Source organism: Flavobacterium sp. LHD-80 (assembly GCF_030929605.1).
Classification (GTDB): Bacteria; Bacteroidota; Bacteroidia; order Flavobacteriales; family Flavobacteriaceae; genus Flavobacterium.
The window spans coordinates 335,947-358,825 of sequence record NZ_JAVFVS010000004.1; the positions used below are offsets into that span (position 1 = coordinate 335,947).

Consider the following 22,879-nt stretch of genomic DNA (forward strand, 5'->3'; position numbering starts at 1 on the left):
TAGATTTGATACACTCAAAACAAACCTTGCTACCTATGAAGAAACTTTTTATTGCCAGCTTAGTTCTTTTCAGTGCGTTGAATATCAATGCGCAATCTAAAAAATATGTCACTTTTGAAGCCAATATTGCTAATAGAAATAGCGACATTATCAAAATTATTAATGACGGAAAAGTTGTTAAGACCATTAATGTTAATGCAAAAGGTATTTTTAAAGATACTTTAGTATTGAACGGAGGAAGAGGGCAAATGTATGATGGTGTTGAATCAACCGAATTGTTTTTGAAAAATGGCTATGATCTAAAACTTAAAATGGACGCTAAGCAATTTGATGAATCAATTGTTTATAAAGGTAAAGGAAGTTTAGAAAACAATATTTTGGCACAACGTATTCTGGCCGATGAGAAACTTTATGATAATAGTGTTGTAAATTTAGATGATGCAGCTTTTAATAAATTGATTGATGAAAAAAAAGCAGCTGATGCAGTACGATTAAGTAATAAGAAACTAGATCCTGATTTTGTGAAGATTGAAACTGAAAATGGACAACAAGCGATTGCTGAAATTACAGAGCATCGTGATCAAGTGTTGAAAATGGCGAAATTGAATAATACAGTATCTCCAGATTTCGAATTTGAAAACTACAAAGGAGGAAAAACCAAACTTTCAGAATTAAAAGGAAAATATGTTTACATTGATCTTTGGGCAACTTGGTGTGGGCCTTGTCGTGCTGAAATTCCTTTTCTTCAAAAAATAGAAGAGAAATATCACGGAAAAAATATTGAATTTGTAAGTGTTTCAATAGATGCTCCAAAAGATCATGATAAATGGCAAAAATTTGTAACTGATAAAAAGCTTGGAGGAATCCAACTTATGGCTGATAATGAGTGGAAATCTGATTTCGCAACAAGTTATAATGTAGTTTCCATTCCACGATTTATTTTAATTGATCCACAAGGTAAAGTTGTAAATTCAAATGCTACAAGACCTTCTGATCAAGCGCTTCAAACGCAGTTAGATTCATTATTGAACTAATTTATTTACGAAATCGATAACGTTATCGTAACCGTCTGATTTTCATAAAATACCAGTAAAACCAGTGCTTAAGCACTGGTTTTTTTGTTTTGAAGAAATTTCCAATGTTAAGTTTTTACTCAATGTTACCAAATTGTTAAGCAAAAGTTTTTTTAATGTAAACATTTGACTATATTTGATAAAGATTTCTTAACATTAAATACCTACAGATATGAAAAAGAGTGTAATTTTAGCTGCGTTGTTGTTCTCTGGAATGTTAATTGCGCAGGAAACTAAACCTGAATTAGAAGCCGTTGGAAACAAGGTAAAAGCTACTTATTACTATGAAAATGGTAAAGTGCAGCAAGAAGGCTTTTTTAAGGATGGTAAGTTGGATGGTGTTTGGGTATCTTATGACGAAAAAGGAAATAAAAAAACCGTTGGAGAATACACAGACGGAGTGAAAACTGGAAAATGGATTTTCTTTAATGAAGACAGTCTAAAAGAAGTAGCTTATGTTGACAGTAAAGTTAGCTCAGTGAAAAGTTTACAGAAAAATGCTTTAGCAAACAGAAATTAATTGATTTCGACAAATTATAAAAAAACCGTCCCGTTTTTAACGAGACGGTTTTTTTATGCTCTTTTTTGACTTTTTTCGGCGTCCAAACCAAATTATAAAACCCGTTACAGGCAATGCCGATGCAAGTAGACTGACGGTAAATGCAATTATTTTTCCTGGCAGATCTAAAACTTGTCCGGTGTGAATTCCATAATTCATTTCGACAACTTGCAGTCCGAGTGTTTTTTTATCAAAAGTCTGGCTCTGAATTAATTTTCCATCAGAAGGATGAAAATAATAATTGCTCTGTTGGTCGTATCGTAGTGTATGCGGATACGCGCCCGTACTCACAATTGCATCTTTTTGTTGCGGAACCATGACAAAAAACATTTCGGCTTTTGGTTGCAGTTTCATGGTCTGAATAAACGCTTTATCAATTGCAGTTTCTGAAATTGTTTTGAATTTCGTGGTATCGATTACTGGTAATTTTGTTTCGGCTGCTTTGTCTCCACCAAAATTAAAACTTTTATAAATTCCGTCACCAACCCATTCGTAGGTAAAAGTTAAACCTGTAATGGCGAGAATAAGAGCTATCAATGCAATGTAAAATCCGGATGTATTGTGCCAGTCATAATTTACGCGGCGCCATTTCGCATTCCATTTAATGGTGAAACTTCTTTTAATATCGCTTTTTCGTTTTGGCCACCATTGAATAATTCCAGAAATCAGTAATAAAATAAAAATGATTGTTGCGCCTCCAATGATATGCTTTCCAATGTAATCAGGCAAAAGCAAATACAAATGAATGTATTCGACTATAATGAAAAAATCAGTTTTCGGGTTTTCGGTCTTTAAATATTGACCGGTGTATGGGTTAAAATAAAGATATAGATTTTCTGTATCAGAATAAGTATAAACTATGGCCGAACGATTTTTTCCGTAATAAGCGACCATGCTAATTTTGTTTTTTGGAACAATTTCGCTTGCTTTTTCTTTTAAAACCGAAGGCAATAAAAAAGGTTTATTCTGAGGTTCTACTAAACGCCATTCTTTTCGGGTAATATCCTTTATTTCATCATGAAAACAAAAAATACAGCCCGTAATACAGACAATAAAAACAATAAGCCCAGAAATTAAACCGAGCCATTTATGCAGAAAACGTATTTTAGTTGTAAATCCCATTTTTTGATTAAAAGCGTAAAATTATACGCAAAATTCATATGGGACAAATAATTCTAATTATTTTGTTTATAGTAAAGTTTTTTTCTCACGCAGATTCCGCAGATTTGAGAGATTTTTTTAAAATACTCTGTGCTCAATCTGCGGAATCTGCGTGAAAAATTACTTTCATTTCTTATTAAGAAACTGCTTTTTTCGGTTTTAAATGATAAGCAACATATAAAGATATTGAAGCCAAGAAAATCCAGAAAACATCGATAAAGAAAATCTGAATTTTGTTTTCCATAAAGGAATTCCAAAACCAGTTTCCGGTCACAATTCCGTTTGTAACCGGAATTAAGAAACCTAAAATACTTCCTGAAATCAAGCAGAATTTATTGGTAAACGAATCATTCTTCTTGATGATAAAAAAGATGGTAAGTAACAGCCATCCGCCAAAATAAAGTGTAAATAAATTAGATTGACTTAGAGGATAAAATATTTTGCTTCCAATAAAAGCCAAAGCTGTAATTGGATACATGCTCAAACAGATCGCCAAATAAATTCGGACAACAGCAGCATTAAATTTTCTTTTCTTTTCTGGCAGATTGTTTTTTTGTCTAGCCACTAACCAAATCATAACGCCTGAAATAATTACGAAACACGTTATTATTCCTAAAATAAAGCTGATAATTTTTAATGCATAACCACCATAATCGCCAAAATGAATTCGGTACAAAACATTCTTTACAACATCTAAATAACTGGTTTGTGCAATAGGATCTTTTTTTGCAATTACTTTTTCATCGGCAACACGATAATCAATTTTTCCTATTCCGGTAAATTTTTTGTGGCTGAGCATTTCGCCTTCAACCAAAACATGCATATTCGTATCGCCGTAGTTTTGAATAAAAACGCGCGTTATTTCAAAATCAGTCCAATTGTTTTTTGCTTTTACTACAATTGCATTTATATCAAAAGGATTTGCCAGTTTTTTGTTTTCAAATTTATAATCGGCATCGGTGTATTCCAGTTCTTTATATAATTTGTTTTGATCGCCTCCGTATAATGCCATAACTGCAGGTGCAACGATTAAAAGTTTAATCATAAAAAATGCGCCAGTAACAGCGTAAACAAATTGAAAAGGAAGACCAATCATTCCTAAAGCGGTGTGCGCATCTGTCCAAAGTGTTTTTAATTTTTCTTTTGGACGGAAAATATAAAAGTTGGATACAATTTTGTTCCAATGAAGCAAAACTCCCGTTATAATTGCAAATAAGAAAAACAAAGCTGTAAATCCAGAAAGATAATATCCAACAGGATAAGGGATTTGAGCAAAGAAGTGTAAACGGTACAAAAGTTCGCCTAGCGAATAAGATTCTTCGTAAGTATAGGATTTGTAATTTTTATTATCAAGATAAAAAAACTGTCCTTCTTGCTGCTTTTTTGGAGTTAAAGTATCTTTACTTCCTTCCATATAAACAGCTACTCTTTCTTCTGTAGAAGGTTTAGAGATCGTAATATTTCTTCCGTGTAAAATATATTTTTTATCAAGATGTTGCAGTGCATTGTTGTAATCTAATTGGATTTCTTTTGTTAAAGCTGTAGATTCACTTCTTTCCCAATTGATGATTTCATCTCTAAAAAAAGAAAAAGATCCAGCGAAGAAAATTACAAATAGAGCCACACTTATGACAATGCCGCTGACAGTATGCGTATGAAAATAGATATTATAATTACGGTTGTTCATAAATTAGTGCGCCGGTTGATTATAGGTTTGACCAAGGTAGATAAAAAGACAAAAAAGCAAACTCAGTAGAATGTAGATGCCCCAGATTTTCAAGCCACTTTTTGCTAAAAAAGCGATTACCATTAATGCTGTCCAAAGAATAAATCCAGTGAAAGCCATTGTGATCAAGACGTCAGCACGATTGAACCAAGCAGCTAATGCCAAATGAAAAGTGATAGAAACAAAGTAGCCTCCTAAAATAGCAGCTGTAATTTTGGAAAAGCGAGGCCAAAAGGCAGGAGTTAAATATTTTGGATTTGCTGGCATATCGTGGTTAAAACAGGTTTTAGTTGTAGTAAAATTCTAAAATTGCAATAAAAAGCAGCAACGCTAAAAGTGCTTTGCTGTTTACTTTTTTTAATGGAGTCAGAATAATTATCAGACTTCCAACAGTCATAAGCTGGATGAAAAACATTAAAGTGCCACAACCTAAAGATTTTGTAAAAAGCCACATTGCGTAAGCAGTAGCAAGCAATATTAATCCTGTGATTTTAGTTTGTTTTGGATTTTTCTTCATCCATTTTTCAAACCCAAGATCATACGATAAAACAGCTTTTTTTGAAGTGTAATAAAGCGTGTAAAAAGCTAAAAAAACGATAAGACTAGCTATTGTTATCATAATTTATAGAATTTAAAAACACCTTACTTTAATTAGAAAGGTGTTTTTGTTTATTAGTTTTCTAGAATTTATAAGTGAAACTTGCGGCAAAAGTTCTAGGATCTTTCGGGTGGATCGTTGACCATCCGTCATAGATTTCTTTGTTTGTAATATTGTTTAGTTTTAGCGTTATGCCAAATCTTTCAGTACTATAAAATAAAGAAGAGTTAAGTTCTGTATATTCAGGAATTGTAAATGTTCCTGAAACAGATCTGTTCATGATTTTGTTATCTCCAACATAGTTTCCTCCAAATCCTAAACCAAAACCTCTTAGAGTTCCGCAAGTAAATTTGTAGCTAGCCCATAAGTTCGCTAAGTTATATGCTCCTGAACTTTCAGGTCTGAATCCTACAAAATCAGGATCTCCTTGAGTAAGAGTTGCATCATTATAGCTATATCCAAGAATAATATTTAAGCCAGAAACTGGATTTGCAATAAATTCAGCTTCAAAACCTTTATTGTGTTGTCCTCCATCTTGGTGGTTTATTACGTCAGTTGCGTTTGGTCTAATACTGTAAGCCATATTAGTAACTTTAATGTCGTAGTAGCTTAAAGTAGCATATATTTTGTCTTTAAAAATGTTCAATTTTGTTCCAAATTCGATTTGGTTCGCGTGTTCAGGATCAAAAGTTACGGGAGTTCTTACTGTTCCATTTACGTTTTCACCAGGAGCTACGTTTGTGAAACCATTCATGTAATTTGCAAAAATCGAAACCTTATCAATAATTGGCTGGTAAACTAATCCGAATTTTGGTGAAAAAGAAGTTTGGTTATAGTCGTCAGCGTCAGTTGAGACATCTCCAGCGTTCATGAAACGATCTGCACGCAAACTTACCATTGCAGAAAGAGCAGGAGTAATGTTGATTACATCGGAGAAATAAGCACTGTAAACTTCTTGTTTTGTTTTATTATTGTTTCTTGGGCTGTCACCTACAATCGCGTCAGATCCAGCTTTTGTTAAATCTCCTGTATCGCCATTTGAAGGCCCGAAAACTGCGTTGAACTGTGCTAAATTATCTCCAACATAAACATATCCGTTTGCGAAGTAACTTGAGCCTCGATCAAGAGCGACTCTATTGTAATAGTCTAAACCAACTACAAGTCTGTTTCTCAAACTTCCAATTTTAAAATCGCCAATAAAGTTTTGCTGTACATCAAAAGTGGTGTTTTTGTTATCTTGATAATTAAAATATCTTGCTAATACAATTCCGTCTGTAATTGGTGTATAAGCAGTTCCTTCATATAAATAAGCATAATTTCCAGTCGACTTAGCATTACTTGTAGAGAAAATGGTTTGCGAAGTCCATTGGCTAGAAAGTTTGTAGTTCATTTGCGCCTGAATGTTGTAAGAAGGCGTTTTGATTGTTAATTCGTCGCTCGTGTAAGAACGTTTGTTATCGTATTTTAATTCAGCAATATTGTGAACTCTTAAAGGATTTCCTCTGTCTAAAAACAACATTGTTGGGTTTGTTGTTTCATTAGTCATGAATTCAGTATTTATTAAGAATGATAATCTGTCATTTACTTCATAAGATAATGATGGAGCAATAAAAAACGACTCTCTAAAACCAGCATCTTGAAAAGTTTCTTGCTTGTTGTAAGCTGAATTGATTCTAAAATTAAGTGTTCTTTTATCGTTAAGTGATGTATTAAGGTCTACAGTTGCACGATTCAATCCATAACTTCCAACGGTGTAATTTACGTCACCGCCAAATCCTTTATAAGGCCTTTTTGTAGTCGTATTAATTAATCCTCCATAAGAGATTAAGCTACTTCCAAATAAAGTTCCAGAAGGCCCTTTAATAATTTCAACTCTGTCAATGTTTGCAGGATCTAAACTTCCGTTTGTCAAACCTGGAACACCATTAACAATTGTTGCCTGAACTGGAAATCCTCTTAAAGAATAGTAACTTGCGCCGTCACCTCCACGTCCTGTTGAAGCCCATAGCTGTGTTACACCAGGTGCATTTTTTAATGCATCATCAAATGTTGTAACTACTTGTTCTTTTAAAATGCTTCCAGTAATGGTAGTGTAAACTTGTGGGTTTTCAAGGTTTTTAAGAGGCAATCTTGAAACTTGCTGGTTGTCTTTGCGTACAAATTGATTTTTACGGCCATTAACAACAACTTCTGTTAATTCTTCTGAGTTTGAAGTAAGGCTAAAATTCTCAGTTAATTCCTGTCCTTCAGTAACTGTAATCTTTTTTTCTTTGGAGGTATATCCAACAGCTGAAACTTTTAATGTGTAAGTTCCTGGTTTTACATTTTTTATTTTGTAATTACCTTCGTCATCTGTGATAGTTCCAAACCTTGTGCCTTTTAAAGCTAAAGAAATTCCTTCTGGAGATTCGTTATTGCTTACAGATATTTTACCTTTAATTGTTGCTTTTTCTTGTGCTGAGATTGTTGTGCTCGCTAAAAGGAAAAAACAAAAACTTAAAAAAGAAATTGTAAATTTATATTTCATTTTTATTTAGAATTGATTTTAATAGCGCAAATTTAAGTGTTGAATCTCAACTATACAAGCTATTCTTATTTATTCTAAATAAAATTTTTTTAAAGGGTAAAATTTACATTTGTTCAAAAAATTAACATCTTAAGCTAAAATTAAGCCAATCTTAAGCAAAAAAACCTGTTCAAATTGATGAACAGGTTTTTTTTTGAGTATTGATTTTTTAATGAAATTACAATTCTAAAGCACGTTTAGCATCGCCGTTCATTAATAATTCCACTGGATTTTCTAAAGCTTCTTTAACAGCAACCAAGAAACCAACAGACTCACGTCCGTCAATAATTCTGTGATCGTAAGAAAGGGCAACGTACATCATTGGGTGAATTTCAACTTTTCCGTTTACAGCAATCGGACGCTCAATAATGTTGTGCATTCCTAAAATTCCTGATTGAGGAGGGTTGATGATTGGAGTAGATAACATACTTCCAAAAACTCCACCATTTGTGATTGTAAAAGTTCCTCCAGTCATATCGTCAACTGTAATTTGACCGTCACGAGCTCTTAAAGCTAATCTTTTGATTTCAGCTTCAATTCCACGGAAAGTTAATAATTCAGCATTACGTACAACAGGAACCATTAATCCTTTTGGTCCAGAAACTGCGATTGAGATATCAGCAAAATCGTAAGCGATTTTGTAATCACCATCCATCATTGAGTTAACATCTGGATATAATTCTAAAGCTCTTGTAACTGCTTTTGTAAAGAATGACATGAACCCTAAACCTAAACCACCATGTTTAGCTTTGAAAGCATCTTTGTATTCGTTACGAATTTGGTTGATTGGCGTCATGTTTACCTCGTTGAAAGTAGTAAGCATAGCTGTTTCATTTTTAGCTGAAACTAGTCTTTCTGCTACTTTACGACGTAACATAGATAATTTTGTACGCTCAGTTCCACGGCTTCCACCAGTTGGAGTTCCCATTGAAGGTACTGCGTTTACAGCGTCATCTTTAGTGATTCTTCCTCCTTTTCCAGTTCCTGAAACTGTTGCTGGAGCAATATTTTTTTCATCTAATATTTTTCTTGCTGCAGGAGATGGAGTTCCAGCCGCATAACTTGTTGCTGCTGGAGCTGGAGCCGCTTTTGGAGCCTCAGCTTTTACTTCTGCTTTTGGTGCTTCTGCTGCTGGTGCAGCTGGAGCGCTTCCTGCTGGTTTTGCAGCATCTGTATCAATTAAACAAACTACAGCACCTACGGCTACTGTATCACCTTCTTCAGCTTTTAGTGTAATTACACCGCTCATTTCAGCAGGTAACTCAAGAGTAGCTTTATCTGAATCAACTTCAGCAATAGCTTGATCTTTTTCTACATAATCTCCGTCTTTTACTAACCAAGTTGCAATTTCAACTTCTTTTATTGATTCCCCTGGTGATGGGACTTTCATTTCTAAAATCATCTTTGTTTTTGTTTAAGGTTTTTATGGTTTCAGTCCCGATAGCTATCGGGATTGAAACTTGAAACATTCTTTTTATCTAAATAAATTTTTATCGAATACCATTCTAATTGCATCTGCATGACGACGTTTTGCACGTGTGTAACTTCCAGATGCTGGAGCAGCGTAAGCTTTTAATGAAGCTAATCTCCATTTTACAAGATCAAAGTTCATTAACATAAAGCTGTAAGCTCCCATGTTTTTAGGTTCTTCCTGTGCCCAAACATAATCATCAGCATTTGGATATTTTGCAATGATTTCTTTGATTTGTTCTGCTGGGAAAGGGAATAATTGCTCAATACGAACCACTGCAACATCATTTCTTCCGTTGTTTTCTCTTTCAGCAACAATATCGTAATAGAATTTACCTGTACAGAAAACTAAAGTTTTTACACCTTTTTTATCTACAGTATTATCGTCAATTGTTTCTTGGAAACTTCCAGTTGCTAATTCTTCAACAGTTGATACGCATCTTGGATCACGTAACAAACTTTTTGGAGAGAAAACTACTAATGGTTTACGGAAGTTTGTTTTCATTTGTCGTCTCAACAAGTGGAAGAAGTTGGCTGGCGTTGTACAGTCAGCAACATACATGTTTTGTCTTGCGCAAAGTTGTAAGTAACGTTCCATTCTTGCAGAAGAGTGTTCAGCACCTTGTCCTTCATAACCGTGAGGCAGTAATAAAACAATACCATTTTGGTTGTTCCATTTATCTTCTCCACATGAAATATATTGGTCAATCATAATTTGAGCTCCGTTAGAGAAATCTCCAAATTGTGCTTCCCAAATTGTTAAGGCTTTAGGGTTTGCTAATGCATATCCGTAATCAAAACCTAGAACTCCATATTCAGATAAAAGAGAGTTGAATACGCCGAATTTTCCTTTTTTGTTTTCGATACCATTTAAAAGAATTACTTCTTCTTCAGAATCTTCAACTTTAACAACAGCGTGACGGTGAGAGAAAGTTCCTCTTTCAACATCCTGACCAGAAATACGAACATCAAATCCTTCTGTTAAAAGCGATCCGTAAGCAAGTGCTTCTGCAGTTCCCCAATCTAGTGTATTATTGTCGTATCCAGCTTTTCTATCCGTAACAATTTTAGTTATCTTATTGATAAATTTCTTGTCTGATGGTAAAGTTGAAATGGTATTGATGATTGAATCCAATCCTTTTTTATCAAAAGTAGTATCTACTTTCTGAAGCATTTGTGTATCAGTTACCTGAACAAATCCTTCCCATTCGTTTTTCATGAATGGAGTAATGATTGTCAAATCTTTTTTACGAGAAGCTTCTAGATTTTCCTCTAAAGCAGATTTGTATTCTTTTTCTAAAGCATTAACGTAAGAAGCATCAATTACACCGTCTGATAATAATTTCTCAGCGTAGATGTCTCTTGGGTTTTTATGTTTAGCGATGATTTTATATAAAACTGGTTGCGTGAAACGAGGTTCATCACCTTCGTTATGACCGTATTTTCTGTATCCTAATAAATCGATAAATACGTCACGTCCAAACTGCATTCTGTAGTCTAATGCAAAAGATACAGCGTGTACAACAGCTTCTGCATCATCAGCATTTACGTGTAATACTGGCGATAAAGTTACTTTAGCAACGTCTGTACAGTAAGTAGATGAACGAGCGTCTAGGTAGTTTGTTGTAAATCCAACTTGGTTGTTAATTACAATATGGATTGTTCCTCCAGTTTTGTAACCGTCAAGTTGCGCCATCTGAATAATTTCATAAAGAATACCTTGACCTGCAATTGCAGCATCTCCGTGAACGGCGATTGGTAATACTTTAGAGAAATCATCAGCATAATATTTATCTTGTTTTGCTCTCGTGATTCCTTCAATTACAGCTCCAACCGTTTCTAAGTGAGAAGGGTTTGGTGCTAAATTGATATTGATGCTTTTTCCTGATCTTGTTTTTTTGTCAGCTGTAAGACCTAAGTGGTATTTTACGTCACCATCAAAATATTCTTGATCGTAATCTTTTCCGTCAAACTCACCAAAAATATCCTGAGTTGATTTTCCGAAGATGTTTGCCAAAACGTTCAAACGACCACGGTGCGCCATTCCCATTACGAATTGCTCGACACCTTTTTCAGCAGCTTGCTCAATTAAAGCGTCAAGAGCTGGTATGATTGATTCTCCACCTTCTAATGAGAAACGTTTTTGCCCAACATATTTAGTATGAAGGAAGTTCTCAAAAGAAACAGCTTCGTTTAATTTATTTAAGATCGTTTTCTTTTCATCTGTAGAGAAATTTGGCTGATTAACATTTACAGCTAATTTATCTTGAATCCATTTTACAACGCCAGGATTCCTGATGTACATATACTCAATTCCAATATGCTGGCAGTAAATAGCTTTAAGACGATTTACAATATCTTGTAAAGAAGAAGGTGGAATTCCGATTGTCTGTGCTGCGTCAAAAACAGTTGAAAGATCTGCTGCTGATAATCCGAAATTTTCAATATCTAAAGTTGGAGAAGACTGTCTGCGGTCACGAACTGGGTTTGTTTTAGTAAACAAATGTCCGCGCGTACGGTATCCGTCAATTAATTTAAGAACATTAAATTCTTTTTTTAGTTTTTCAGAAATCTGACTGTAATCTGCGTTATCGCTAGTCACATACTCAACGATTGTCTGCACTGGATTTTCGTCATTATAAACAGTTTGTCCAAAGTCAAAACCTTGAAAGAAACTTCTCCAGCTAGGCTCAACGCTGTCTGGGTTTACTAAATATTGATCGTATAATTGTGCAAAAAACTCTGTATGCGCTGCATTTAAAAATGAAAACCTATCCATAATATTAGTGAATATACTTTTTGTTAAATAGAATCGCAAAAGTACAACAATCACATTTATTTAAATCTTTTTTTTACGTACTTTTACGTAAAAATTTGTTAAAAATAGACTTAACTATGAATAAAAATCAAATTTCAATCGTTTTCAAATCTTTTTTTGTGATTTTGACAGTCTTATTTTCCAACTCTGGAAACGCACAACAAAATTATGTCATTGACAACAGCAATCATTTTTGGGATAAAGTTCAGTTTGGAGGAGGATTAGGATTAGGTTTCGGATCTGGATACACCAATATTTCGGTTATGCCGAGTGCTATTTATAACATTAATCCAATAGTTTCGATGGGTGTTGGATTGCAGTTTGGTTATTTGTATCAAAAAGATTACTATGAATCTTTTGTTTATGGCGGAAGTTTTATCACGCTTGTGAACCCAATTCCGCAGCTTCAATTATCTGCCGAATTAGAGCAGGTACGTGTGGATACAGATTATGAAGAAAATTATTATCACCCCGGTTTTTCCGATGCTTATTGGAATACCGCCTTATATCTCGGAGCTGGTTACAGAACCGGAAATGTAACAATTGGAGCGCGTTACGATGTTTTGTACGATCCTAATAAGAGTCTTTATGGATCTGGATTTATGCCTTTTGTGAGAGTTTATTTTTAGAGGCGCAAAGGCTCATAGTAACAAAGGTTCAAAGGTTTTGTAAAATGTTTTAAAAGTGATCGCGAAGAGAGAAAGCCTTTGTCACTTTGCATCTTTGTCACTTTGTACCTAATTTTATTTAAAGTTCTTCCGAAACCAAACCTTCTGCCATTCTCTTTTTAAAATCAAAAAGGCAACTTGTTCAGCAAGAATAACTAAATCAGAACCATCGAGTTTTTTGATTTCGATTTCAGAAACATCAATAATGTAAAGCAGATTCAAATATTCAGCAAATTTGTACTGAATCATTCGGTAGATTTTCTCGTGAAGCTGAATCTTTAACTCTTCTGGAGAAATGCTTAATGGGAAATCAATTCCTTCATTGGCCAAATTAAAATCTTTATTAATCTGCTCAATCAAACTTAAATATAAAGTCTCAGCTTGCGCTTGCTCTAAAAGTGATTCGGTGCTTACTGGTGCTACAAACATTTGATTTTTGATTTTAGATTGCTGATTTTAGATTGTAGATTTTTTTACTGAATACTGACACTGAAAACTGAATACTAAACTTTTCTTTCCATTAAATTTTCACCAAATGTTCTCAGAATATTTTTCTTTTCAGAATTAATATCCATTTTTTCTAAAGTTTCAAAAGCTTTAAAAGTGTACATTTCTATGGCTTCTTGCGTTGCTTTTGAAGCGCCAGATTCGTTGAAAATGCTTTTGGCTGTTTCAATTTTTTCTGAATTGTCTTCTAGTTGTAAGCTGAATAAATTTTCTAATTCTGAAGCTTTTTCAGGAGATGAAAATTCTAAGGCTTTTAAATATAAATAGGTTTTTTTGTTTTCAATAATATCTCCTCCAACTTGTTTTCCAAAGGTTTCTGGATCTCCAAATGCATCTAGATAATCATCTTGTAATTGAAAAGCCAAACCTAAATTTAATCCGAAATCGTAAATTAAATCACCTTCTTTTTCTGAAGTTTTGGCAACAATTGCGCCCATTTTCATTGCTGCTGCAACTAGAACGGCTGTTTTGTATTCAATCATTTTTAGATATTCAGGAATCGTAACATCTTTTCTTTCTTCAAAATCAACATCCCATTGCTGTCCTTCGCAAACTTCAAGCGCTGTTTTGCTGAATAATTTTGCCAAGTCTCTAAAAACAGTTGGCTCGTATTGTTCAAAATATTGATAAGCCAGAATCAGCATGGCGTCACCAGATAAAATTCCGGTGTTGATATTCCATTTTTCATGAACCGTTTCTTCTCCTCTTCGCAGTGGAGCGTCGTCCATAATATCATCATGCACAAGCGAAAAATTATGGAAAACTTCAACGGCCATTGCAGCCGGAAGTGCAATTTTATAATCGGTATCAAAAACCTCCGAAGCCATTAATGTCAGCACCGGACGCATTCTTTTTCCGCCAAGTCCTAATATGTATTCAATAGGCTCATAAAGATTTTTGGGTTCTTTTTGTATGCTTTGTTTTTTTAAATAACTAATAAAAAAATCTTGGTACTGACTTATATTGTGCATAAAATGAAATTCTGATTTACGAGGCTCAAAGATACAATTCAATTATGAATAATTGCTTTGTAAATACGAAATGCTAAGAAACATTTAATGATTGCTTTTAAATGAAATCAAAAAAATATGTCAAAAAAAATTAAAAAAAACTTGGAAACTTTTTTGGTTCTCATAGTTTCCTGTCTATATTTGCACCGATAATCGGAAACTCGGAACACTAAAAAAGTTTCCTTAAGAATTTGAGCGGTTTTTAAGCTCAGCAAAATCAGGTATTTATGAAGACAACTTGGACTTTAGATTCTACACAATCAGATGTTTTAATAAAAATGAGACATTCGATAATTGCTTATTTAGGAGGAACTACAAATAAATTTGGCGGTTATGTGAATATCGAAGACAATGAAATTGAAGATGCATCAGTAGAGTTTTCATTTGATATTAATAATAAAAACGAAAGCTTTCAGCAAATTGATACAAACTTGCAACTTCAAGATTTTTTTGATGTAGATGAGCATCCTATTATTAGTTTTAAATCGACTTCTTTTCAAAAAGTGAATAACAATATCAATTTTTTTAAAGGTGATTTAACAATAAAAGATGTTACCAAAGTTGTAGAGCTTGATGCTGAATTTATTGGCGTTAACAACTACAATGGCGAGAAAAAAGTTGCTTTTGAAATTAAGGGAGATATTAAGCGTCAGGACTTTGGCTTAGATTATAATTCATTTAATCATAACGGAGGTTTGGCACTTGGAAGAGATATTAAACTTATTGCCAATTTAGAATTTAGCATATAAATCTTACACAATGAATATAATAATGTAAAATTATTACAAATATAACGGAAACTATTTTTATGGCTTCAGTTTTCTAATTATATTTATAATAACAATCTGAAAATCAAAATGAAAGAGAAAATCATATCAAAAGCGAGTGAGTTGTTTTTAAGACTCGGTTTTAAAAGTGTTACGATGGATGATATTGCAGGAGAGATGTGTATTTCGAAAAAAACGATTTACAAATATTTCTGTAATAAAGAAGTTTTAATTGAAGAGAGTACATCAATGGTTCATAAACAGGTGCATGAAGTTATCGATACTATTGTGGCGAAAAAACATAATGCAATTCATGAGAATTTTGAAATTAGAGAAATGTTTCGTGATATGTTTAAAAATGCTACAGACACTTCGCCTCTTTATCAGCTCAAAAAACATTACCCAGAGATTTATCAAAATGTAATGATGCACGAAATCGATCAATGCAATCATTATTTTAAAGACAATATTTTAAAAGGAATTAGAGAAGGCTTATATCGAACTGATTTGAATATTGATCTCTATGTGAAATTTTATTACACTTTGATTTTTCATATTAATGAAACTACGGTTTCTGAAAGAGAAGCACAAAAAATTGAATTAGAAGCTTTGGAATATCACACTAGAGCAATGGCAACAGAAAAAGGAATAGAAGAATTGGAAAAACAACTTAAAAAAATTACCGCTTAATCGTCAATCTATAATTTATGAAAAAAATAATTGTAATACTTTTGTGCTCTCTTGGCCTGTCAGCCAATGCACAAGTAACTTTAACCTTAAAAGACGCGCTTAATTATGCGCTTCAAAATAAAGCCGAAGCCAAAAAGGCAAAATTACAGGTTGAAAACAGCGAATATCAAATTCAGGAAATTCGTTCAAGAGCTTTACCACAAATTCATGCAAACGGAAACTTAACTTACAATCCAATATTGCAGACAAGTGTTATTGATGGAGGATCTTTTGGTCAGCCAGGAACTAGTATTCAGGCTACTTTTGGTCAAAAATGGACTTCGGGAGCAGGAATTAACTTGACTCAGGCGTTGTTTGATCAATCTGTATTTACAGGTTTGAGAGCAGCAAAATCAACTCGTGAATTTTATCAAATCAACGATCAATTAACAGAAGAACAAGTTATTGAAAGAGTAGCAAATAACTACTATTCTGTATACGTACAGCGTGAAAGATTAAAATTACTAGACAGTACTTATTTTAATACTACAAAAGTTCATGATGTTGTAAAAGGTCAATTTGATAATGGTTTAGCTAAGAAAATTGATTTAGACCGTATTATTGTAAAATTGTCAAACATTGATACTGATCGTCAGCAAGTTAAAAATCAAATTGAATTGCAAGAAAATGCTTTGAAGTTTTATATGGGTATGCCAATTGAAACTCAAATCGTGATCCCAAAAGAAGAATTTGAAGCTGTACCAGCATCTTTAACTGAAGTTCCGAATGTAGAAAACAGAACAGAATACCTGCTTTTGAAAAAACAAGAAGAATTGTTAGTGTTTCAAAAGAAAGCAGTTATGGCTGAATATTATCCAAAACTTTCTTTGAGTGCTGGTTACAATTATATTGGTCAAGGTCCGGAGTTTCCTCTTTTTGCAAAACCATCTTCAGGCGTTTACTGGTCTGATTATTCGGGAATTGGATTAAACTTAAGTGTACCAATCTTTACTGGTTTCGGAACACGTGCCAGAGTAAGACAGGCTGATGTAGATATCAGAACGCTTCAAGAAGATATCAAAGACACAAAACTTTCTCTTGATCTGGATTATAGAAATGCAATGGCGCAAATCGATAATAATATGGTAACCATCCAAAACCAACAAGAAAATATGCGTTTGGCTCGTGAAATTTTGAGCAATACAAAAAATAATTATCTGCAAGGTTTAGCATCATTAACAGATTTATTAGATGCTGAAAATGCACATCAAGAAGCTCAAAACAATTACACTAGAGCGGTATTAAATTATAAAATTGCCGAAGTGGCATTAATCAAATCAAAAGGCGAACTTAAAACTCTTATTAAATAACTAATTACAATGAAGAAAACTATTATAACAATCGTAATCATAATCGCAGCTTTGGGTGTGATTGGATATGTTTTAAATAACAATAAGAAAGAAAATAAGGCAAAAACAGATATCGTAGCGGAAAAAAATGCTGCAGTTTCGGTAAAAGTTACTCCTGTAAAAACAGAAGTAGTTTCATTAGATTTCGTTGCTAACGGAAACTTTGCTCCAACTCAGGAATTGACTTTTTCTGCTGAAAAATCTGGAAAAGTAATTAGTGTTTTAGCTAAAGAAGGTGATTACGTAAGAGTAGGTCAGACTTTATTGACAATGAGAGGTGATATCATTAATGTAAATGCGCAACAAGCTCAAGCCGTTTATAATAATGCAAAATCTGATTATGCAAGATATGAGAATGCTTTTAAAACAGGTGGTGTTACAAAACAACAATTGGATCAGGCAAAACTGGCTTTAACAAATGCTCAGTCAAACTTAACTCAGGCAAATATTAATGTTGGTGATACAAAAGTAAAGGCACCAATCAACGGATTTATCAATAAAAAATACATTGAGCCAGGTTCTATCTTAACAGGAATGCCTGCAACTGCTTTATTTGATATTGTAAATACTGCAAAATTAAAATTGACAGTTACTGTAAACGAAAATCAAGTTGCAAGCTTGAAATTACATGATAATATCAACGTAACTGCAAGTGTTTATCCTGATAAAACTTTCCCAGGGAAAATTACTTTTATCGCTGCAAAAGCAGATGCAAGTTTAAACTTTCCTGTTGAAATTGAAATTGCAAACAATACTAACAACGACTTAAAAGCAGGTATGTACGGAACTGCAAATTTTGCATCTAAACAGCAAAAACAAAGCTTAACAGTTGTTCCTAGAAATGCATTTGTTGGAAGTGTGAGCAGTAACGAAATTTTTGTAGCTGAAAACGGTGTTGCAAAATTGAAAAAAGTTGTAGCAGGAAGAATCTTAGGAGATCAAGTAGAAATCATCAGCGGATTATCTGACGGAGAAAAAGTTATCACTACAGGTCAAATCAACTTACAAGACGGTAATACAGTAGAAATTATTAAGTAAGCTTTTTTAAGCTTTAAGCTATAGGCTTTAGGCAATAAGCTTTTTCAAAAGCCTATAGCTTACAGCCTAAAGTCTACAGCAATAAAAAAATACGACATAAACCTTAAAGCTTAAAGCCTACAGCCTAAAGCCTATAGCAATAAAAAAAATATGAAATTAGCCGAAATATCCATAAAACGTCCGTCGCTGGTAATTGTATTGTTTACAATTCTGACTCTTGGTGGATTGTTCAGTTACAGCCAATTAGGCTATGAGCTGATCCCAAAATTTGAACAAAACGTTATTACCATTTCTACTGTTTATCCTGGAGCTTCTCCAAGTGAGGTAGAAAATACCGTAACCAAAAAAATAGAAGATGCGATTGCATCTTTAGAGAACGTAAAAAAGATTGACTCAAAGTCGTATGAAAGTTTGTCGATTGTTTCGATCACGCTGACATCAAATGCGAAAGTCGATTTCTCTTTGAATGATGCACAGCGAAAAATCAACGCGATTATTAGTGATTTGCCAGACGACGTAAAAACGCCGGCATTGACCAAATTCTCACTGAGTGATTTACCAATTATGACGCTTGGTGCCAACGGAAAAATGGACGAAGCTGCCTTTTATGACTTAATTGACAAAAAAGTGGCGCCTATTTTATCTCGTGTACAAGGTGTGGCGCAGGTAAACATTATTGGTGGTTCTGAGCGTGAAATTCAGGTGAACCTTGACGCTGTAAAAATGCAAGGTTACGGATTATCTATTCCTCAGGTACAGCAAAATATTTTGACTTCAAACTTGGATTTCCCAACAGGAAACATTCAAACTAGAAATCAAAAAATATTAATTCGTTTAGCAGGTAAATATAAAAGTGTTGCCGAATTAAGAAACTTGGTGGTTTCTTCTCAAAACGGAATCCAAATTCGTTTAAGTGATATTGCCGATGTTCAGGATACTCAAAAAGTAGCTGAAAAAATCTCTCGTGTAGATCAAAAAAGTGCAATCGTATTGCAAATCATCAAACAATCTGATGCAAATGCGGTTGCGGTAAGTGAGCAATTATTAAAAACAATTGCAACACTTGAAAAAGACTATAAAGAAAATAGCTTAAAACTTGAAGTTGCAAAAGACAGTACAATCTTTACGCTTGAAGCAGCAGATTCTGTTGTTCACGATTTATTGATTGCGGTAATTCTGGTAGCATTTGTAATGTTGTTCTTCTTGCACAGTATTCGAAACTCATTAATTGTAATGGTTTCGATTCCTGCATCGTTAATTGCAACTTTCATCGGAATTTATTTAATGGGATATACATTAAACTTAATGAGTTTACTTGGTTTATCTCTTGTTGTTGGTATTCTTGTGGATGACGCGATTGTGGTATTGGAGAATATTTACAGGCACATGGAAATGGGTAAAAGCCGAATCCGTGCGTCGTATGATGGAACTGCAGAAATTGGTGGAACAGTAACTTCGATTACATTAGTAATTGTTGTAGTATTCTTGCCTATCGCGATGAGTTCTGGATTGGTTTCTAACATCATTACGCAGTTTTGTGTTACGGTAATTATCTCAACGATGTTATCATTATTAGCTTCGTTTACTATTATTCCTTGGTTGTCTTCTCGTTTCGGGAAATTAGAGCATATTGAAGGAAAGAATTTATTTGGAAGAATCATTCTTGGTTTCGAAAGCTATTTAACACGTTTCACTGACTGGGTTTCTCATTTATTGACTTGGTGTTTAGATCACTACATTAAAACTTTTATTGTTGTAATTGTATTATTCTTTGCTTCGACTGTTGGATTAATGGGTGGAGGTTTCATTGGAGGAGAGTTTTTTGCTTCTTCTGATAGTGGAGAGTTCTTGGTACAAATCGAAATGCCAAAAGATGCTTCGCTAGAACAAACGAACTTCATGACGCAAAAAGCCGAAGCGTACTTAAAAGCGCAGGAATATGTTCACAGCCAAATTACAACTGTAGGACAAACTTCTGAAGGTTTTGGAGCATCTCAAGCTACTGCTTACAAAGCAGAGATCGACGTAAAAATGATCGAACAAAAAGACCGTACAGATGACGCGAATGTTTATGCAGCAAAAATCAAACGTAAGTTAGAAAAAGTATTAGTTGGAGCAAAAGTAAAAACGGTTCCAGTTGGTATCTTGGGTACTGCTGAAGATGCAACTTTAGGATTAATTGTAACAGGTCCGTCAACAGAAGCTGCAATGGCTTTTGCGAAACAAGCTGAAGCAGAATTACGTACAATTCCTGGAACAACAGAGATCAAATTAACTGTTGAAGACGGAAACCCTGAAATTAACGTAAAAGTGGATCGTGATAAAATGGCTGCTTTAGGATTGACACTTCAAACTGTTGGTTTAACAATGCAAACTGCTTTTAGCGGAAATACAGATGGTAAATACAGAGCTGGAGAATACGAGTACGATATCAACATTAGATACAATGCATTCGACAGAAAAAGTATTACTGACGTTAGCAACTTGATTTTCATCAACAATGCTGGTCAGCAAATTAAATTGTCTCAATTTGCAGATATTACTGAAGGTTCTGGACCTAGCCAGTTAGAGCGTAGAGATAAATCGGCGTCTGTAACTGTAAAAGGACAAAACGTTGGTGTACCATCTGGAACAATTGTACAACAATGGCAAGTTAAATTGGATAAATTGAAAAAACCAGCTGGAGTAAACTACATTTGGGGTGGTGACCAAGAAAACCAATCTGAAGGATTTGGTACTTTAGGAATCGCTTTATTGGCCGCTATTATTTTGGTTTACCTTGTAATGGTGAGTTTGTATGACAGTTTCGCGCACCCATTTGTAGTATTGTTTGCGATTCCGCTTTCGTTTATCGGGGCGATGCTAGCACTGGCGTTGACAAACAACTCATTGAATATCTTTACTATATTAGGTATCATCATGTTGATTGGTCTTGTGTGTAAGAATGCGATCATGCTTGTCGATTATACCAACCAAAGAAGAGCAGCAGGAGAATCAATCAGAACTGCTTTGATTCAAGCGAACCACGCTCGTTTACGTCCAATCTTGATGACAACAATTGCGATGGTATTTGGTATGTTCCCAATTGCATTGGCAAAAGGAGCAGGAGCTGAGTGGAAAAACGGATTGGCTTGGGTAATTATTGGAGGATTAATTTCTTCATTATTCTTAACCTTGATCGTGGTTCCTGTAATTTATAACATCATGGAGAAATTGATTCAGAAATTCTCTAAAGGAGAAAAAATCGATTACGAAGCTGAAATGGTTGCTGATTATGAGCATACTGAATTAAGCGAAGACGGTTTTAATCCGAAACATACGCATTAATAGATTTAATTTTTTGATTTGTAAATCCCAGATTCCTTAATTGGAATTTGGGATTTTTTTATTGATTATTTGTGAATAAGAGTAAAAAATATTTCACGCAGATTTTGCAGATTTTAGCAGATTCAATTAAAATAGATCTGCGCTTATCTGCTTAAATCTTTATTAAATCTGCGTGAAAAAATTATAGACAGTTTTCATATTGTTAATCGAAAATCTGTTTATTTGTATCAACTTACTAAAATTACGATGCTACAAAAAGATAAATCTGCGGCGATTGGTTTCATTTTCATAACCATGTTAATTGACATTACGGGATGGGGAATTATTATTCCAGTAATTCCGAAATTAATTGAAGAATTGATTCACGGCGACATTAGTGAAGCGGCAAAAATTGGCGGTTGGCTGACTTTTGCGTATGCGATAACGCAATTCGTGTTTGCGCCTGTCATTGGAAATTTAAGTGATAAATTCGGAAGAAGGCCCATAATCTTGATTTCTCTTTTCGGATTTTCATTGGATTATATTCTGCTGGCATTTTCACCAACAATTCTTTGGCTTTTTATTGGAAGAATTATTGCTGGAGTAACAGGAGCAAGTATTACGACAGCTTCTGCTTATATCGCCGATGTAAGTACTGCCGAAAACAGAGCAAAAAACTTTGGATTAATTGGCGCAGCGTTCGGACTAGGATTTATTATCGGACCAGTTATTGGCGGTTTGTTAGGTCAATATGGTTCTCGAGTTCCTTTTTATGCAGCGGCAGTTTTATGTATGGTGAATTTCCTTTACGGATTTTTCATTTTACCTGAATCACTTAAAAAAGAAAACCGCCGACCTTTTGACTGGAAAAGAGCTAATCCGGTTGGAGCAATTTTAGGATTAAAAAAGCATCCAGAATTAATTGGATTGATTTCAGCGATATTTCTTTTGTATGTAGGTTCGCATGCCGTTCAGAGCAACTGGAGTTTTTTTACTATTTACCAATTTAATTGGGATGAAAGAATGATCGGAATTTCATTGGGAATAATCGGTCTCTTAGTTGGAGTTGTTCAAGGCGGATTGATTCGTTTTATTAACCCGAAATTAGGAAACGAAAAGAGTATTTATATTGGTTTGGGATTATACACAATCGGAATGTTGTTGTTTGCTTTCGCAACAGAAAGCTGGATGATGTTTGTGTTTTTGATTCCATATTGCCTTGGCGGAATCGCCGGTCCAGCGCTTCAATCTGTCGTTTCAAGCAAAGTATTGCCAAGCGAACAAGGAGAAATTCAAGGAACATTGACAAGTTTAATGAGTGCGTCTTCAATCATTGGTCCGCCAATGATGGCCAACACATTTTACTTTTTTACCCATAGCGATGCGCCATTTAAATTTGCCGGAGCACCATTTATTTTAGGTGGTTTTTTAATGTTATTGAGTACTGTAGTTGCTTATTTTTCGTTGAAAAAACATTCAGCTCCAAAAGTGGAAGTTGATCAGACAGAATAAAAAGAAAAAGCCTTCATTATCT

Annotated in this window: 18 protein-coding genes; 9 read left to right on the forward strand and 9 right to left on the reverse strand. The window is 34.2% G+C overall.

Annotated features, from left to right (window positions below; all coding sequences use genetic code 11):
* Positions 1–35: 35 nt before the first annotated feature.
* Together RB619_RS06040 and RB619_RS06045 are read left to right on the forward strand one after the other, a co-directional pair.
* Positions 36–1,034, forward strand: a complete 999-nt coding sequence (locus RB619_RS06040; RefSeq protein ID WP_308095385.1) for a TlpA disulfide reductase family protein — start codon at positions 36–38, stop codon at positions 1,032–1,034.
* 211 nt (positions 1,035–1,245) lie between these two features.
* Positions 1,246–1,593 (forward strand): membrane-binding protein, encoded by a 348-nt coding sequence (locus tag RB619_RS06045; RefSeq protein WP_308095387.1) that lies wholly within the window; start codon positions 1,246–1,248, stop codon positions 1,591–1,593.
* A gap of 36 nt (positions 1,594–1,629) precedes the next feature.
* Here RB619_RS06045 and RB619_RS06050 read toward each other — a convergent pair whose 3' ends face one another.
* The 7 genes from RB619_RS06050 to RB619_RS06080 form a co-directional block, all read right to left on the reverse strand.
* On the reverse strand, positions 1,630–2,754 hold the full coding sequence (locus tag RB619_RS06050) for a PepSY-associated TM helix domain-containing protein (protein WP_308095390.1): 1,125 nt from the start codon (positions 2,752–2,754) through the stop codon (positions 1,630–1,632).
* 175 nt (positions 2,755–2,929) lie between these two features.
* Positions 2,930–4,480 carry a PepSY-associated TM helix domain-containing protein gene (locus tag RB619_RS06055; protein WP_308095392.1) on the reverse strand — a complete coding sequence of 517 codons (1,551 nt, stop codon included), beginning with the start codon at positions 4,478–4,480 and terminating at the stop codon, positions 2,930–2,932.
* A gap of 3 nt (positions 4,481–4,483) precedes the next feature.
* A complete protein-coding gene (locus RB619_RS06060; RefSeq protein WP_308095394.1) occupies positions 4,484–4,786 on the reverse strand; it encodes a hypothetical protein in 303 nt (100 codons plus the stop codon).
* Positions 4,787–4,805: 19 nt separating this feature from the next.
* A complete protein-coding gene (locus RB619_RS06065) occupies positions 4,806–5,138 on the reverse strand; it encodes a hypothetical protein (protein ID WP_308095397.1) in 333 nt (110 codons plus the stop codon).
* A gap of 61 nt (positions 5,139–5,199) precedes the next feature.
* Entirely contained in the window at positions 5,200–7,644 is a 2,445-nt protein-coding gene (locus RB619_RS06070) for a TonB-dependent receptor (protein WP_308095399.1), read from the reverse strand.
* A gap of 217 nt (positions 7,645–7,861) precedes the next feature.
* Positions 7,862–9,085 carry a 2-oxoglutarate dehydrogenase complex dihydrolipoyllysine-residue succinyltransferase gene (gene odhB, locus RB619_RS06075; RefSeq protein WP_308095401.1) on the reverse strand — a complete coding sequence of 408 codons (1,224 nt, stop codon included), beginning with the start codon at positions 9,083–9,085 and terminating at the stop codon, positions 7,862–7,864.
* A gap of 72 nt (positions 9,086–9,157) precedes the next feature.
* Entirely contained in the window at positions 9,158–11,932 is a 2,775-nt protein-coding gene (locus RB619_RS06080; protein WP_308095403.1) for a 2-oxoglutarate dehydrogenase E1 component, read from the reverse strand.
* A 116-nt stretch (positions 11,933–12,048) separates the two neighbouring features.
* Between RB619_RS06080 and RB619_RS06085 the strand changes: the two genes are divergently transcribed.
* Positions 12,049–12,600: a hypothetical protein gene (locus RB619_RS06085; protein ID WP_308095405.1), complete on the forward strand. Its 552-nt coding sequence runs from the start codon at positions 12,049–12,051 to the stop codon at positions 12,598–12,600.
* A 114-nt stretch (positions 12,601–12,714) separates the two neighbouring features.
* On the opposite strand, the gene RB619_RS06090 is transcribed toward RB619_RS06085, so the two are convergent.
* A complete protein-coding gene (locus RB619_RS06090; protein ID WP_133523501.1) occupies positions 12,715–13,068 on the reverse strand; it encodes a hypothetical protein in 354 nt (117 codons plus the stop codon).
* Between the two features lie 74 nt (positions 13,069–13,142).
* Entirely contained in the window at positions 13,143–14,117 is a 975-nt protein-coding gene (locus RB619_RS06095) for a polyprenyl synthetase family protein (RefSeq protein WP_308095409.1), read from the reverse strand.
* Between the two features lie 266 nt (positions 14,118–14,383).
* On the opposite strand from RB619_RS06095, the gene RB619_RS06100 reads away from it, so the two are divergent.
* The 6 genes from RB619_RS06100 to RB619_RS06125 all read left to right on the forward strand — a co-directional run bounded on the left by RB619_RS06100 (position 14,384) and on the right by RB619_RS06125 (position 22,857).
* Complete coding sequence (locus tag RB619_RS06100; protein ID WP_035646176.1) at positions 14,384–14,905, forward strand: YceI family protein; 522 nt, start codon at positions 14,384–14,386, stop codon at positions 14,903–14,905.
* A gap of 108 nt (positions 14,906–15,013) precedes the next feature.
* Positions 15,014–15,613: a TetR/AcrR family transcriptional regulator gene (locus RB619_RS06105; protein ID WP_308095414.1), complete on the forward strand. Its 600-nt coding sequence runs from the start codon at positions 15,014–15,016 to the stop codon at positions 15,611–15,613.
* A gap of 17 nt (positions 15,614–15,630) precedes the next feature.
* Positions 15,631–16,962, forward strand: coding sequence for a TolC family protein (locus tag RB619_RS06110; RefSeq protein ID WP_308095417.1), 1,332 nt, complete (start codon positions 15,631–15,633; stop codon positions 16,960–16,962).
* A 9-nt stretch (positions 16,963–16,971) separates the two neighbouring features.
* The gene (locus RB619_RS06115; protein WP_308095419.1) at positions 16,972–18,039 is read left to right on the forward strand and encodes an efflux RND transporter periplasmic adaptor subunit; all 1,068 of its coding nucleotides are present in this window, start codon (positions 16,972–16,974) and stop codon (positions 18,037–18,039) included.
* A 150-nt stretch (positions 18,040–18,189) separates the two neighbouring features.
* On the forward strand, positions 18,190–21,366 hold the full coding sequence (locus RB619_RS06120; RefSeq protein ID WP_308095422.1) for an efflux RND transporter permease subunit: 3,177 nt from the start codon (positions 18,190–18,192) through the stop codon (positions 21,364–21,366).
* A 246-nt stretch (positions 21,367–21,612) separates the two neighbouring features.
* On the forward strand, positions 21,613–22,857 hold the full coding sequence (locus RB619_RS06125) for a TCR/Tet family MFS transporter (protein WP_308095425.1): 1,245 nt from the start codon (positions 21,613–21,615) through the stop codon (positions 22,855–22,857).
* The last annotated feature ends 22 nt before the right edge of the window (positions 22,858–22,879 follow it).